The 15,654-nt window shown below is 43.3% G+C and carries 15 protein-coding genes; 10 read left to right on the forward strand and 5 right to left on the reverse strand.

Translation table 11 applies throughout. The annotated features are described in order from the left end of the window. Both IEW69_RS04850 and IEW69_RS04855 read left to right on the forward strand, forming a co-directional pair. The gene (locus tag IEW69_RS04850; protein ID WP_188625710.1) at nucleotides 1-1,263 is read left to right on the forward strand and encodes a sensor histidine kinase; all 1,263 of its coding nucleotides are present in this window, start codon (nucleotides 1-3) and stop codon (nucleotides 1,261-1,263) included. 50 nt (nucleotides 1,264-1,313) lie between these two features. Further along, complete coding sequence (locus IEW69_RS04855; RefSeq protein ID WP_188625711.1) at nucleotides 1,314-2,390, forward strand: spore photoproduct lyase family protein; 1,077 nt, start codon at nucleotides 1,314-1,316, stop codon at nucleotides 2,388-2,390. Between the two features lie 18 nt (nucleotides 2,391-2,408). Here the strand turns inward: IEW69_RS04855 and IEW69_RS04860 are convergent, their stop codons facing one another. Continuing rightward, nucleotides 2,409-3,524 carry a Gfo/Idh/MocA family protein gene (locus IEW69_RS04860; RefSeq protein WP_188625712.1) on the reverse strand — a complete coding sequence of 372 codons (1,116 nt, stop codon included), beginning with the start codon at nucleotides 3,522-3,524 and terminating at the stop codon, nucleotides 2,409-2,411. Between the two features lie 181 nt (nucleotides 3,525-3,705). Here IEW69_RS04860 and IEW69_RS04865 point away from each other — a divergent pair, with 181 nt between their 5' ends. Then, the gene (locus tag IEW69_RS04865) at nucleotides 3,706-3,993 is read left to right on the forward strand and encodes a hypothetical protein (protein WP_188625713.1); all 288 of its coding nucleotides are present in this window, start codon (nucleotides 3,706-3,708) and stop codon (nucleotides 3,991-3,993) included. A gap of 362 nt (nucleotides 3,994-4,355) precedes the next feature. Continuing rightward, nucleotides 4,356-6,197: a PAS domain-containing sensor histidine kinase gene (locus IEW69_RS04870; RefSeq protein WP_188625714.1), complete on the forward strand. Its 1,842-nt coding sequence runs from the start codon at nucleotides 4,356-4,358 to the stop codon at nucleotides 6,195-6,197. Here the strand turns inward: IEW69_RS04870 and IEW69_RS04875 are convergent. Next, entirely contained in the window at nucleotides 6,194-7,243 is a 1,050-nt protein-coding gene (locus IEW69_RS04875) for an MBL fold metallo-hydrolase (protein WP_229663518.1), read from the reverse strand. The two genes, IEW69_RS04870 and IEW69_RS04875, sit on opposite strands and share 4 nt — an antisense overlap. Before the next feature lie 235 nt (nucleotides 7,244-7,478). Between IEW69_RS04875 and IEW69_RS04880 the strand changes: the two genes are divergently transcribed. Together IEW69_RS04880 and IEW69_RS04885 are read left to right on the forward strand one after the other, a co-directional pair. Next, a complete protein-coding gene (locus IEW69_RS04880) occupies nucleotides 7,479-8,798 on the forward strand; it encodes a serine hydrolase domain-containing protein (protein WP_188625715.1) in 1,320 nt (439 codons plus the stop codon). Between the two features lie 88 nt (nucleotides 8,799-8,886). Further along, complete coding sequence (locus IEW69_RS04885; protein WP_188625716.1) at nucleotides 8,887-10,905, forward strand: M13 family metallopeptidase; 2,019 nt, start codon at nucleotides 8,887-8,889, stop codon at nucleotides 10,903-10,905. Between the two features lie 12 nt (nucleotides 10,906-10,917). Here the strand turns inward: IEW69_RS04885 and IEW69_RS04890 are convergent, their stop codons facing one another. Further along, nucleotides 10,918-11,235 (reverse strand): hypothetical protein, encoded by a 318-nt coding sequence (locus tag IEW69_RS04890; protein WP_188625717.1) that lies wholly within the window; start codon nucleotides 11,233-11,235, stop codon nucleotides 10,918-10,920. A 237-nt stretch (nucleotides 11,236-11,472) separates the two neighbouring features. Between IEW69_RS04890 and IEW69_RS04895 the strand changes: the two genes are divergently transcribed. After that, a complete protein-coding gene (locus IEW69_RS04895) occupies nucleotides 11,473-11,733 on the forward strand; it encodes a hypothetical protein (protein ID WP_188625718.1) in 261 nt (86 codons plus the stop codon). 76 nt (nucleotides 11,734-11,809) lie between these two features. Further along, the gene (locus tag IEW69_RS04900; RefSeq protein WP_188625719.1) at nucleotides 11,810-11,998 is read left to right on the forward strand and encodes a hypothetical protein; all 189 of its coding nucleotides are present in this window, start codon (nucleotides 11,810-11,812) and stop codon (nucleotides 11,996-11,998) included. 49 nt (nucleotides 11,999-12,047) lie between these two features. On the opposite strand, the gene IEW69_RS04905 is transcribed toward IEW69_RS04900, so the two are convergent. After that, nucleotides 12,048-12,659: a hypothetical protein gene (locus IEW69_RS04905; protein ID WP_188625720.1), complete on the reverse strand. Its 612-nt coding sequence runs from the start codon at nucleotides 12,657-12,659 to the stop codon at nucleotides 12,048-12,050. Nucleotides 12,660-12,687: 28 nt separating this feature from the next. Next, the gene (locus IEW69_RS04910) at nucleotides 12,688-13,326 is read right to left on the reverse strand and encodes a hypothetical protein (protein WP_188625721.1); all 639 of its coding nucleotides are present in this window, start codon (nucleotides 13,324-13,326) and stop codon (nucleotides 12,688-12,690) included. Nucleotides 13,327-13,545: 219 nt separating this feature from the next. Between IEW69_RS04910 and IEW69_RS04915 the strand changes: the two genes are divergently transcribed. Beyond that, nucleotides 13,546-14,421 carry a PH domain-containing protein gene (locus IEW69_RS04915; protein WP_188625722.1) on the forward strand — a complete coding sequence of 292 codons (876 nt, stop codon included), beginning with the start codon at nucleotides 13,546-13,548 and terminating at the stop codon, nucleotides 14,419-14,421. 112 nt (nucleotides 14,422-14,533) lie between these two features. Next, on the forward strand, nucleotides 14,534-15,562 hold the full coding sequence (locus IEW69_RS04920; protein WP_188625723.1) for a hypothetical protein: 1,029 nt from the start codon (nucleotides 14,534-14,536) through the stop codon (nucleotides 15,560-15,562). The last annotated feature ends 92 nt before the right edge of the window (nucleotides 15,563-15,654 follow it).

Genomic DNA, 15,654 nt, shown 5'->3' on the forward strand with positions numbered 1-15,654 from the left:
ATGAAGCTTAAAGTCAAATACATCCTCTTCATTGCGGTGCTGCTGTCCATCTGTTTGGTGCTGAGCTACCTGATCTTTGAAGCACATAAGATTGCATTCATCCTTTCGGAACTGCTGATCATTGGCTGTGCTTTGGTCGCTGTGCAACTTTATAAGCAGCTCATTCAGCCCATCTCAAACCTGCAGCAAGGCATCACGGCCATCAAAGATCAGGACTTCAACGTGAAATTCAGACCCACAGGACAGCCGGAGGTTGATGAACTGGTTGAAGTTTATAACCGCATGATTGATGCACTTCGCATCGAACGTACTGCGCAGCAGGAGCAGCACTTCTTTCTTGAAAAGCTTATACAAACCTCACCAACGGCCATCATTATCATGGACTTTGATGGTGATTTGAAACAAATTAATCCTAAAGCTGCGGAAATCCTGAAAGCTGCACCAGCGCTGGAAGCAGAGCTCCGCCATGTAGATACCGGTGTTCCAAAAGTCATCCGTGTAGATGGATTGCGTACCTATAAGATCCAGAAATCGAAGTTCATCGATAGGGGGTTCGAAAGAAGGTTTATCATGATGGAAGAAGTAACTGCTGAGATCTTTGAAGCCGAAAAGAATGTCTACAGTAAGGTCATCCGCATGATGGCCCATGAGGTTAATAACACTGTGGGGCCTGTGAATTCCATCATCGCGTCTGCGCTCAGTTTTAAAGCGCTCTGGAGCAGCAATGATGCAGAACTCCTTCAGCAAGCCTTGCAGGTTGCCATCGATAGGAACCAGAACCTAAATCACTTTATGCGCAATTTCGCCGATCTGGTGAAATTGCCGCCTGCAAACAAACACCAGATCGATGTGCTGAAGCTGCTGAAATCCGTGGTTGCATTGATGCAGTTTACGGCACAGGAGCGGCAGGTTGAATTTATACTCGAGACCGGGGAGGAGCCGTTCCTCATTCATGCGGATGCGCAGCAGCTCGAGCAAGCCATCATCAACATCCTTAAAAATGCAGTAGAATCCATCGGCCATAACGGTTGCATCAAGCTGGTACTTGAACGGACCGTTGGTCAGTTGAAGATTATTGACAATGGCGCTGGTATAAAGGAACAGGATCGGGACTTGTTGTTCAGTCCCTTCTACAGCACCAAAACAGATGGGCAGGGGATCGGATTGACCCTTGTTAGGGAGATCTTTCTAAATCATGGCTTTTCGTTCTCTTTGAAGACCATAAAACCAGGTGAAACCGTGTTCAATATACATTTGCGTTAGTCATTCATAAACAATGTTCCGTTCAGGATGTTAGCTTAGAAAATTTGATTATGCTGCACGAAAAGACCCTCGATCATCTGCTTCAAATAAAAGAGATTTACCTCGAACCTGAAGTATACCATATGCCAAGAGGCAAGGAGATCTTAGCTAAATACCCTGATGCCAAGCTTATTGAAGTTGCTTCACACTGGAAGATCCCGGAGCTGTTTGGCTTTGAAGGTTCCGTAGAGGACTGGATCAGCAACAAACGAAACGTGCTCATCCTGGGGATCAAGAAGTCCCTCAGCGCAAGAGCAAACAGCAGGAGTTCCCACTGGATTGCACCCTCTGAGTCTAATGGCTGTACGATGTCCTGTTCCTACTGCTATGTACCGCGAAGAAAAGGCTTTGCCAACCCGATCACCATCTTTGTCAACATTGAACAAATCATCAGGTACCTGCAGCGGCATGCCATGCGGCAAGGTCCGAAATTGCAGCCGGATTTCATTGATCCGCAGTATTGGGTGTATGAGATCGGGGAGAATGGCGACTGCTCAGCCGATGCGGCCATCTGTGATAACGTAAAGGACATGATTCATGCTTTTACAAAAATCCCCAATGGGAAACTCACCTTTGCCACGAAGTTTGTGAACCGGGAGCTGCTGCACTATGATCCCCAACTTAAAACACGCATCCGCTTTAGCTTGATGCCACACAAGATGAGTAAGCTTGTAGACGTGCGCACCACACCTATAAGCGACCGAATTGATGTGATGAACGAGTTTGTAGCGGCAGGGTATGAGGTAAATGTGAACTTCTCACCAGTTATCTATTATGAAGGTTGGATAGACGACTGGGTACTCCTTTTCGCAGAACTCAATGACAAACTGGATGCAAAAACAAAGGAGCAGCTAACCGCGGAAATCATATTTCTTACCCACAATGAACAGTTGCACGAAGTGAACATGAACTGGCACCCGAAAGCAGAAGAGGTGCTGTGGCGGCCAGAAATACAAGAGGTGAAATACAGCCAGACTGGTGGTCGGAATGTACGGTACAAGCGCGGATTTAAGAAGGACTTAGTAGATACATTCACCGATCTGGTGGAGCTCCATCTGCCATATTGTAAAATCAGGTATGCGTTTTAACGCATACCTGATCCTAATTTATAGACTGATCTTCTGTTTTTGGCCACTCTTTACCGCGGCGTAAACAGCTTCTATGATCTTCATATCACGTACACCTTCTTCACCATCTACAGGTACAACGGGCTTTTTCCCGTTTAGAATGATGTCAGCCATCTCTTCCATCTGAACCGTTTGGTGCGTCACGATCGGCTGGTTTAATGGCCCTTTATGTGAACGCCCCTGAATAGGCCCGTAATTCGTGGAAGGACACATTTCAACGTAGCCCTTGGTGCCGTTAAGGAAGAAGCGGTCCAGGTTATTCATGTTGTAGGTAGATAAGCAGGATGCCACAGCACCACTGGGAAATCCAAGTTGAAACTGGACAGTTTCGTCAACACCTTCTTTGAAGATTGCAGGATTGGTTTTGGTTTCCTGTGCCGTAACCCAGATCGGCTCTTCCCCAACCATGTAGCGGGCGCCATTGATCGAGTAAATGCCAATATCCATCATGGAGCCACCACCGGCAAGTTTTTTATCTACACGCCATTGATTTGGGTCGTTAATGGTAAATCCCGTTAAGCCCTGGAAGAACGTGATTTTTCCAAGTTCCCCGTCTTTACGCATCCGGATCACCTCCAGCGTTTGTGGCTCGAAATGCATCCGGTATCCGATCAGCAACTTCACATTCGCCTTTTTACAGGCGTCAACCATTTCCTGGCCTTCTTTTGCACTAATGGCCATTGGCTTTTCACAAATCACATGTTTACCCGCACGTGCTGCCCGTATGGTATTGTCGTGATGCAATGCATTTGGTGTAATGACATAAACCGCATCTATGTCTTTGTTATTCTTAATGGTGTCGAAGTTTTCATAATTATAACAGTTCTTTTCAGGGATGTTATATTTTCCTTGCCAATCTTTGATCTTGGAAGGGGTACCACTGATTACACCTACAAGTTTAGCCTTTTTGCAATCTTTCATTGCATCAGCTACCCGGGTGGCATATCCACCGAGGCCCATGATGGCCACTCGTAAAACTGGTCCCTGATACGTTTCTTCCATGCCGGGCTTTGCCGCCCATGCTGCAATAGGGGCAAGCTGCGTCGCTAACGCGGTTCCTCCAAGTTTCTGTAAAAATAATCGACGTGAGTTCATAGCTGTTGTTTTCTGTACTTATCTCAGAACCATCTCGGTTCTGCTAATGTTTTAATAAAGGCAAATGCACCTTATACAGCAGGTACGGTTAGTACTTGAAATTTCCTTATAAAAAACCAAGTATACCCTTAGCGGTTTGTTAAGATAGTCAGAATTAAATTAATAACTAAAATTTAGAGCTATGGAAAATCAACAGGAAAATCAGCAGAGAGATATGGAAAATGACGGCACAACGCATGACTCTACAGGTAAAGAATTTGGTAAGATGCCACCAGAAGATTACAACGATACCGGCTTTGCAGGTACGACCAATGCAGTAAGTGCGGGTGAAGACGCACATGATGATAAGCTGGCCATTGAAGACACTATGATCGGTTATGACGGTGATGATTCGCAAATGGACATGGACTTAAATGTTGATGACGGTACGAATGACCTTGGCGATCCTGGGGTAGACGACAATGAATAAACAACCAGTAAATCGGGATGTTAGACACAGCTAACCCAGAGCTGATCCACACCTTACCCACACCTCACCCACGCATTGTGTGTGCAAGCTGTGTTTCGGGTGTTATCCAGGACAGCATCAGGTTCTTATGCCTACCCCTTTTAACAGGGTCTGTTTACAATTCAGGTTATAAGCAAGCTGTTTAATAACTTTTTTACAATAGGGGACGTTAAAAACAATAGCGCCCCTTTTTGTTTATGTATTTTATCTACATATTTGGGTAGTGCCCGCACATTAATCCCTGTAAAGTTTTGATTGAGCATAATGATGACTTTTATCTAAGTCCGCCGTTTCAAAAGTTTTTTGAGCAATCAGCGAACTCCATGATTATTAAAGCGAATCCGCCTCGCTTCACGATTTTAGCCGTTAGTGATCAGTTTCTGAAGATCACTGGTATGCAACGGAAAGATCTTCTTCAGAAAGAACTTTTAACGGTATTCCCGAATAGCTTTGAGGATGATACTGACCGAATAAAGTTAGTTGCTGCCCTTGAACAGGTCGTAGCGACCCGACAACGCGTTGACTTACCCAATGTAAGCTATGAGAACTTCAATGAGCAAAGCGGTGAAGCTGAGGTTCAGCATTGGAGCAATTATTACGAGCCGCTGGTTGATGTGAATGGAGCGGTTACACACATCATTAACACCGCCATAAACATTACAGAAGCTTTAGCCAGCACTGCTGAAGCAAAGATGGCTATGCAACGCCTGATCGCGAGTGAAGCCAGTATCAGACGGATGGTCAAAGAAGCGCCGGTAGGCATGTGCATTCTGAAAAGCAGGCTGCTCTATGTAGAAGAGATAAACGACTACTTTGTTCAGCTGATCGGGAAACCACCGCATGAATTGCTGAGCAAGCCATATTGGGAAGTGAATCCCGAACTGGAAGAAAAATACAAACCGATCATTGATTCTGTATTTGAAACCGGAGAAACTTACCGCGCGAGTGGCGAAGCGGTACCGCTTATTAGAAATGGAAAAGAGGAAGTCGTTTATATAGATTTTGTTTTTCATCTGATGGCAGATTATGATGGCATTAAGAATGCGATTATCATTATTGCAAACGATGTTACCGATCAGATTGTGGGCCGTAAAAACCTGGAGAATGCCTTCGAGCAGGTTAGACTCTCCAAACAGGCCGCACAACTTGGTACTTTCGATGTTGATATGACCAAGCAAGAAATGATCTGGGATGAAAGGACAAGATCGTTGTTCGGTATTGACCACTCAGGTCCGGTTTCGTATGAACATGATTTTATTCAGGGTGTGCATAAAGAAGACCGTGAACGCGTGTTAAAGGTAATCGCCAACCTTTCCAATCCTGAGATTTCCGACGGTACCTACGATGTAGAATACCGGACCGTTTCTAAACATGACGGTAGCATAAGATGGGTTCGCGCCTTAGGTAAGCTCTATTTCGATGATTCAGGGAAGCCGCTGCGGTTTATTGGATCCGTACTTGATATTACTAGTCAGAAGATGGATGAAGAGCGCAAGAACGATTTTATTGGGATGGTAAGTCACGAGTTGAAAACGCCCTTAACCTCAATGCTTGCATATCAGCAGATTTTGCGCAAGAAATTAATGAACAGCACCGATGAGTTTACACGTGTAGCGTTAGACAAATCCAATCAACAGATCCGTAAAATGACCTCCATGATCAATGGTTTTTTGAACATCTCACACCTGGAATCCGGAAAGATCAAGTTGAAGAAGGAGAATTTCGACATGCGTTTACTCTTGGAGGAGCTGATTGAAGACTTTCATATGATCACCAATACACATGAGATTGTGTTGCACACCTGTGCAAGTGCAATGCTGCATGCAGATCGTGAAAAGATATCATCAGTGGTATCCAATCTGATCAGCAATGCAATCAAGTATTCGCCGCACGGCAAGCTCATTGAAGTAACTTGTAGTTCCGCTGAGGACCATATACAGGTGAGCATCCGGGATGAGGGTATGGGCATCAAAGAAGAAGACCGCAAGCACTTGTTTGAGCGTTTTTACCGCATCTCGACATCACATCGTGAGAACATCTCGGGTTTTGGCATCGGGCTCTACTTATCAAAAGAGATTGTGGAGCGCCATGATGGCAAGATCTGGTTGGAGAGTGAATCAGGAATTGGCAGTACCTTTACATTCTCGCTTCCTGCGAATGTTTAGAATTCAACATCCTTCCACCATTCTTTAAAGACCTGGTTAGGTTTGTCAAGGTAAACGATTTCTCCGATGATCGGCGTGACTAATGGTAGCTGATACTTATCACGGTTGTGCTTACTTAATCGTATCAGGGGTTCGTCCCATGGGTGGAATGCGAGTGCGAACTTTCCCGAATGTACCGGAAACAGCCTTTTAGCATTGAGCTCCTGAGCGGCGGTCAGGACTTCTTCAGGTAACATGTGTATCTCATGCCAAGCTTCATTATACTGCCCGTTTTCGAGGATGGCTAAATCAAAGCCGCCAAATTTCTGTCCTAATTCTTTGAAGTGGGTGTCATATCCGCTATCACCACCAAGATATATTTTAAAGGATGGCGTCTGTAAAATAAAGGATAGCCATAGCGTATTGTTTCTTGTAAATCCACGTCCGGAGAAATGCCTTGCGGTAGCCGTATGCAAAGTCATTTGATCATCAATCACCACTTTTTCATCCCAGTCTTTCTCAACGATTTTTGTGCTGTCGAACTTCCAGTGGCGGAAGTGGGCACCTACACCGAGGCCACAAACGACATGTCTAATTTTTGGCGCCAGCTGCAATATCGTTTCATAATCCAGATGGTCGTAATGGTCATGGGTGATTAGGAGATAATCAATTTCCGGGAAATCAGCGGCAGCATAAACATCTGTTCCGGGAAACGCTTTAGTTGAATTCGGAACAGGGGAGGCATTGCCACTAAAAATGGGATCAATCAGGAAACGCTTACCATTCAGCTGCAGGAAGTAGGAAGAATGCCCGAACCAGATCAGCACGTTCTCTGTGCGTGCTAAATTCTTCAAATCAGTTTTTATGGATGGTATAGCCGCTGTTGGTTTAGTTCTTGGAAACTTGGTGACAATAAAATCATAAGTAACGCTCAGGAAAGAATAGCCCTCTGTTATCATAGGTGTGAAATGACGGTTCTGAAACTTGCCATCTTTGTAATTCGGAGATTTTTTGATCAAATCCAGATATTCCCGATTTGGTGCTTTACCAAATTTTTGCTGTTGCATATAGATTAATGTTGCCCCAATTAGAAGGAGTAACAGGCAGATTAGACTCAGGATCATTCTTTTTATAATTTTCATGTTTTCTAAGAGGTCGTTAGCTTCGTAGTCCAACCACATTGGCTGTTTCCCGGCAACATCTTTTGAGTTGTAAACATAGTTTTTTATTTACTATTTTACTGACGCTTAAATGCCGGTGACACTCGTTAACCCGGCAGTTGACGATCAACGAAATAAAAACATGAAAAAAAAATTATTAACGCTCTTACTAGTTGCAACGGTAGGTCAAAGCGGATTTGCGCAGCAGATTGACAAAGCCAAATTAGACAATTACTTCAATGCACTTGAAGCAAACAACAAATTCATGGGCAGTGTAGCCGTGTCCAGGGATGGCGCGGTGATCTATTCCAAAACTGTCGGGTTTGCTGATGTTGAAAATAAGGTTAAAGCAGATGAAACTTCTAAATATCGAATAGGCTCTATCTCTAAGACCTTCACTTCGGTACTAATTTTTAAGGCAATTGAGGAAAACAAGCTGGACTTAAGTCAGACGATTGACAAGTTTTTTCCCACGATAAAAAACGCCGGTAAGATTACCATAAAGCACTTGCTAGGCCATCGGAGTGGCATCTCCAACTTTACCAATGATAAAGAGTATTTAACCTGGTACACCCAAGCGAAGACAGAAAAAGAGATGGTTGCCATCATTGCAAAGGGCGGTAGTGAATTTGAACCAGACAGCAAAGCAGCGTACAGCAATTCAAACTATGTGCTCCTGACCTATATACTTGAGAAGACGTTCAAAAAACCTTATGGTGAGTTATTACAAAAGTATATTTCGAAGCCCCTCGGCTTGCAGAACACCTATGTTTTTGGGAAAATCAATGTTGACAAACATGAAGTCAACTCCTATACATTTGCCGGTTACTGGAAAATTGAACCGGAAACGGATTTTTCTATTCCACTAGGTGCAGGCGGTATCAGTTCTACAGCAACAGATTTGACGAAGTTTAACGATGCTCTATTCGGTGGAAAACTGTTAAAAAGTGAGAGCCTTGTGCTGATGAAAGACATCAAAGACGGCTTTGGCTTAGGTTTATTTAAAAGCCCGTTTTATGATAAATCGAGTTATGGTCATACCGGCTCGATTGATGGTTTCAGATCCGTATTTCAATTCTTTTCTGATGGAAACATTTCCTATGCCCTGGTTTCAAATGGAACAAACTTTAACACCAACAATATTTCGATTGCTGTATTGAGTGCAGTTTACGACAAGCCATATGAACTTCCGGTATTTTCAAACTATAAGGTTGATGCAAAAGATCTGGACGCATACCTGGGTGTTTATAGCGCCAAAGATTTTCCGCTGAAAATTACCATTACGAAAGACAATGAAGTTTTAATGGCCCAGGCTACTGGTCAATTATCATTTCCACTTGAGGCAACGGAAAAAGATAAATTCAGATTTGAACAAGCAGGTGTAGTGTTCGAGTTTAATCCCGCACAAAAAAACATGGTGTTTAAACAAAGCGGTCAACAATTCACGCTTACTAAAGAATAAGCGTGCAGTCTTTCTTAACACGTTAAAATTTTGAATCACAGCTCCTGCACGTTGCGGAAAGGTTTATATTTAAAAAAAGTTCAAGCATATGACTAAGTTGGTCCCCCTGTGTGTTGCCATAGTTTTATTAAGTGCATCGAGTTCTTCAAAGGCTCAGAAGAGGCAGTTCGTAGACGTGCCCGGAATAGATCAGTCCATTAAACCGGGCGACAATTTCTTTCGCCATGTTAATGGAAAATGGTACGACACTGTAAAAATCGCTAACGACCAATCTGGTGTGGGTTCTTATAGTTTCCTAAACATTCCACAAAAGAAACTGCTCCAGAATATACTGGATAGCGTTTCCGCTACCCGGAACACCGCTGGCAGCGTTGAGCAAAAGGTGGGCGACTTTTACGCATCAGGAATGGACATGGCGACGATTGATAAACGTGGTCATCAGCCCTTAAAGCCAATACTTGCTCAAATTGACGCCATCCGGGATGTGCCTTCGATGTTGAAATTTGTTGCCGCTGAAATGAAATCGGGCAACAGCTCCATCATTGAGTTGGGTATATCCCCCGACGACAAGAACAGTGGTTTTAACATTGCCCATGTCGCGCAAGCAGGTACCGGATTGCCTGAAAGAGAATACTACTTCAGAAGTGATTCTTCAACGCTCCACATTCAAGAAGCATATAAAAAATACATCAGCACGTTATTCCAACTTACAGGAAGTAACCATGCGGCCGCTCGTCAGCATGCAGATGTTAGCTACGGCATTGAGAAACAACTCGCAGCATCTCACAAGACCAACGTACAACTGAGAGATGTTGCAGCCAACTACAACAAGGTTGCCCTCTCTGACATCAACAAAACACAGCCTAATATCGGCTGGATAACAGTACTTGCTAATCTTGGTGCTAAGACCGATTCTATTGATATGGCTCAGCCCGCCTATTATGATAGATTAAATGGGCTGTTGAAATCTGTGGCTATAAACGACTGGAAAGTCTACTTGAAGGCTATCACCTTGCAACATTATGCAAAAATGCTGAGCAAGCCGTATGTTGATGCTTCGTTTGACTTTAGTAAGATGCTGACCGGGCAGACCACACAAAAGTCACGCAAGCAGACTATGACGGAGAACGTGGACAACTACTTAGGTCAGGCTTTAGGACAGCTTTACGTCAAGAGATATTTTGATGAAGGTTCAAAAAAGCGTGTGCTTGATTTGGTGAACAACTTGCAAAAAGCTTTTGAAAATAGAATTAATCATCTGGACTGGATGAGTGACAGCACTAAGGTAAAAGCGAAAGAGAAACTATATACGATTACCAAAAAGATTGGTTACCCAGACAAATGGCGGAATTACGATAAAGTACAAATAAGCAGGACCCAGTATTTTGAGAATGTGTTGTCGCTGAATCGAAATGATTTTCAGGATGAACTGGCCAAGCTGAATAAAGCAGTGGATAGAACGGAGTGGCATACCACGCCTTCAACTGTTACCGCGTATTATAATCCCGCGCTAAATGAAATTGTTTTCCCCGCAGGTATCTTACAGTATCCATACTTCGACTTTTCTGCTGACGACGCGATCAACTATGGCGGTATTGGAATGGTAATCGGACATGAGTTGACCCATGCATTTGACGACCAGGGCGCGCAGTATGATAAGGATGGTAATGTTAAAAACTGGTGGACGAAAGAAGACTACAGAAAGTTTAAGGAAAGAACCCAACAGCTTTCTGCGCTGTATGGTTCATTTACTGTGCTGGATACCGTGCATATTAAGGGCGGCTTAACTTTGGGCGAGAATACCGCAGATAATGGGGGCGTAGCAATGGCTTATGATGCATTTAAGCTTACGGAACAAGGAAAAGGTACTGTCAAGATTGATGGTTATACACCAGATCAAAGATTCTTTTTATCTATCGCCAGGATCTGGAGGGTAAAAACGAGAGACGCATTCCTGCGCACTTATGTAAATACCAATCCACATTCACCCGCCATGTGGAGGGTGAATGGGCCGTTGATGAACTTTGAGCCATTTTACCGGGCCTTTAATCTGCAGCCAGATGACAAGAATTATAAAGCAGAAGCGGAGCGCGTGCGGATATGGTAACGCGCAAACCGCTTATTGCGCTTCGTGTGTTAGCGCGATTGCACTTTGCAGTGTAGTTGAAAGTACTTGTTTGTAGCTGTCAAATTTATCCTGTCTCTCAGCTTCTTCACTGACTTTCAATGCGTTTTTAGCCAGTTTTACCTGTGGTAATTGTTGCTGATATGCCTCGTTGAAGGCTTCTGGATTCTTGTTTTTTAATATTCTGATCGTGTGAGAATACTGCTCATAAATGTCCGTAATTACAGCAAGACTTTTCTCGTCGTAATTTGTTAAACCCTGAACTTTCGTCGATAGCTTTTCCAGCTTTCCTCTTTCTTTTGCAAAACCCATATTCGCCAAAGATACAGTTTAAACTCATTTTTCCAGCTGCGGAGACATTCACCGGCTTAAAAGGGCGACTTATGGGTTGTTAAAAGTCTAACTCGCCGACCTAAAGCTTATATAATACATGGTGTGATTAGATAATGCTTATCTGTTTTGCAGTATTGACTCAATTACATAAATTTATGTAGTAGCAAGATCTAAAACTTGCGCCAACAGTTTGAGCGAATATTTAAGCAATAGCACATGGAGCAAAAGAAACCAGCTGAGTTAAGTGACCAGGAGTTGCTTCAAGAACAAAAGAACCTGAAAACAAGTAAACTGACGGCTGCTATGCTGATTGGCTTACTCCTTGGCGTTTCTGTATACGGCGCTGTAAAGAATGGATTTACTTTTTTTACCTTTTTTCCGCTGGCCTTCGTATTCCTGCTGGTTAATAGCAGAAGGAAGAAGATGCAATATGAAACTGATGTTAAAAACGAGAGTAACTTCCGGAACCTACATTAGGGTTGAGGTTTTCTGTGAGAAAGAATTAATGAATCGGTTAGGATGTTTCTATAAGAAATAATTGTTAAGTTTATCTATGATGAATTTTATAGCAGTACTCCTGTACATATTTTGGGTGTGTGTTTTTGTAGCCGCCGCCGCAAGAATTTACGAGATTCGGAAACATCGTGATCGGGTGGCTTCTAAGGATTGGCTCTTCCTGACCATTGGCTTGATTCTGCCAATCGTGTTTTTTGTAGACCGGTTCGTCGTAGATGCGATTTAGGCGTTACAGCTCCAAACGTGGTTACGCTTTATGGCAAATGTTCAAGGTGTTAGCATGGCGAATACAATTCAACGCTCACCAGCTTTTCTCCATCAAATTCAAGTATCCAGAAATCATCTGCAATGGTTTTTGACGCGCCTAAACTTACCCACCGCATAGCACGCCCCTCGGCATGCTCTGTTGTCCTGATGTTACGCACAGCGTTCGGGAAAAGCTTTTCAACTTCAGCAAGTGTCGTGTTTTTTTTTAATGTCAACGCCGGTGCTGTCAATTCAAAATCCGGACTGCTCTGGAAATTAACTTTCTGGAATATGGCGCTATCTTTAACCAGGTAAAACATGTTGCCCTTGAAATGAATGTATTCGTACGGTTCCTCGAAGAATGCACATTCATCGTCCTTGTATTGAACTAAGCTGTCGGGCTTTCCAAATGCTGCAAGAAATTCTTTATAGCTGGACTGTAGCGGGAACTTGCCATTTACTTTGACCGCATCATAGGGGAGATACTCGGCATTGTACTTGGTTGTGTCTAATGTAGCCGCATTGCTTTGAGGATCAAGCGCGGTGCCTTGGTATTGTTTTGAGTCGCCCTTGTTACAAGAATAGACGGTCGCAAGCAGGGCTACCGCCAAGATGATTTTGCGAAAGTTGATCACGTTCATATTGGGGTAATAATACGACTTTCCGCAATTAAAATATGCCTCGGGCCTTCAAAGTTGTTTCCATCTTCAATTTGAAGAGGTCCTGTACGTAATTTCCGTACACAGGCACGGCATAGTCACCAACAATTCTATAAAAAGGTGCTGTGTAATCTTGACGCCTCATCACCTGAAAAGAAGGCTTTAAACTGTACTTCAAGTCTTGCGGAAAGTTAATCTTTTCAGGCTTTACCGTTATACTGTCTTTGAACGGATGGTTGTAGTCCGCTGTGGGGTACGGGCTGGCCCATTTACCATTCTGCGCTTTGTAAACATCGAAGAACTGGTATTTTTCATGGTATAGCTGGCCACCGTGATTAGAAACAAAGAGCAGGACATTGCTATATTCGTCAAAGGCCAGGGGGCCTTCATGAACATACGCCAGAAATTCAATGGTGTCAGCGGTGTATGAACCATGTACCATTTCCAGAATTCTGTACTTCGCGCGAAATCGTCTGTTAAATGGAAGGTCCACATGTTGTGAAACCACAGTGTCTTTCCCTTTGATAACAACGGAGTCGATGATCCACCCGCGCTCTTCTTCTGGATCTTCTACTACACTGATTTTTTCTCCAACAAATACAATTAGGCTGTCTTTTCTGGTTTGTGCCAGGGTAGTATTGAGCGACATGAAGGCACATGTAAATAACAGCAGGATTGCTAGGTTTTTAGGTGTATTTAAACATTTGAGCATAATTGTTTTGATTGCGTTAGTGACTAACGAATCTAGATAATCATCGCCAGTTAGCCAAATACTTATAGGCCCATAGAAGTAGGTGTCGATGTTTATAGATTCTTGCCGTGGTTCTAAGTTGCTTTGGTAAAAGCCAGCATTTTTATATATTCAGCCATGGCGTTACTCATCTCGAAGGTTCAGAACAGAAATTGTGAAAAAGGCGAATTTCATGAAATCGCCGAGCGTAACCTGGAGGATACCATTTCCCTATTGTTGAATTTTCCCTGGGAACAGGAGCGACACCTGGCTAATGTTGAACTTACCTGCCCCTCTGTAACTGTAGAACATCCTGGCGGTACTTTTCTGAAAGTGGGTCCATATTTTTCGGGTAAGTTTTCGCTCTACTACTTGGCTGGAAACAAGCATGTGTATTCTAAACCCGCTTCAACCCTGGCAGAAGCCGCCGAATGCATTAGCAGTTTCTTCAGGCAAGAGGGCATACTTAATGATTTCTCTAAGTATGGGTTTGTATTCAGACCTTCAGCGCATTTTCTCACAAATCCATTTGTATATAAGCTGGGCGGACCGTCCACCGAACACTTTTTTAAGAATGCGAGGCTGGTCCTCTTGATAGGATTGTTCTTTGCCGGGCTGATGTTTTTTATGCCAATGACAGTATCCAGCTTTACTTTTTTAGTCATCCTGCTTGTTTTAACCGTCCTATCATACAGCCCGCTGATTTACCTGTACTTCAACTACAAGCACTTCGATAAAGATAAATGCCTGCAGCTTTCCCGGGGTAGTGATTCATTTACTCTACAGCAGGGCGATGATACAACAGTGTATCAGAAGTCGCATATCGAGTTGATTACGATAACTGGAAGACGCAGCAGGAGAAATCCATGGGCGAATTGCAGGGTATTTAACGTCAGCTTTAAAAACGGAGATGAGGTTCAGTTCACGAGTTTATTAATCCCAGAAGTTCATTTTAGAAACAAGTTTCCGGACCATACTGTTGAAAATGTATGGAAATTCTTGCCTGCTGTTTAACACCTTGGAGTTTCTTGAATTTCTGCTAACAGTTACGTCACTCAAGCTCATGTTTTCGAAAATTTACTTATGAAAGCAGATTAAATATTAGTTTTAGGGTTTGAAAACGCTCATGAACTTTAAAGCACCTTCCGTATGCAGCTTCGTCCTCAGCATTGCATTGACTTTATGTACATTTCTTAGCTTAGCGCAAATAAACTTAAATGGCGCCTATGTTGCCACGCGAATAAGCTACCAGAACGGCTCCGAACTTCAGGATGACAACCTTCTAAAGTTTACCTATGTCAAATACACGTTCAGTAAGGGTAATCAGATTGGCATTTCAGGTGTATACTATGAAAATGGCAGCCCATTTTCATTCTCCATCAACGGTGATCTCCTGCTTGTAAAAAGCTCCGCTGGTGCAGTTATCAATACGATGAAGATTTTGGAATATACGGGCAACAAGCTCGTGGTGGTTAATGGCTCCGCAAATGGGACCTTAGACGATCCTTTCGCAATTAAGTACACGCTTTACAAGGAGGAATATATTCAACGTAAAATGCCGCTTAGTTCAAACGATATTTTTACTGTTAAAAAGACGGACACTGTTTTCAAGTCGGGTCAGAAAGTTTACGCACAATTTAGGGGGCCATCCTTTCAGAACTATATGTATGAAAAGGTCAGGAATAAAACACCGGATGTTAAATCTGGCGCGCTGATATCCACGTTTATTGTTGATGAACGTGGCCATGCGGATAGCCTCAGGATCATAGAAGGCATAAATCCAAAGTATGATGCGGAGTATCTCAAGGCTTTTAAGACGGCGAAAAACATGTGGCAGCCGGCGCAAATCAACGGAAAAGCTGTGAAAGTGTTGATGAACCAGCGCTTGAGATATTTTACTTCAGAGCAAACCTTGCCTTCATACTTCCATGGGCAGAAGGCTAATATCGCTTTCAAAAATCAAGACTATGAGACCGCGCTGTTTTACTATGATCAGGCATTGGAAAACAGGAGAGATGAGGTAGAACACTTGTATAGAAGGGGGATTTGCAAACAAATGCTTGGAAATCTTGAGGGGGCTTGTGCAGACTGGACCGAAATAAGGGCGCTCGGCAATCATGAAGCTGATGAGCTGCTGCAGAAATATTGCAAATAAATTATGGAACAATCATCGTCAATGCTGATACTGGCCGCCCAAACCGAGCTATTAGATAGCAGGAATTCCACTGCGTACCCACTTACTTTCTA

It is taken from the genome of Pedobacter quisquiliarum (assembly GCF_014642175.1).
In the GTDB taxonomy this organism is placed as follows: Bacteria; Bacteroidota; Bacteroidia; order Sphingobacteriales; family Sphingobacteriaceae; genus Pedobacter; species Pedobacter quisquiliarum.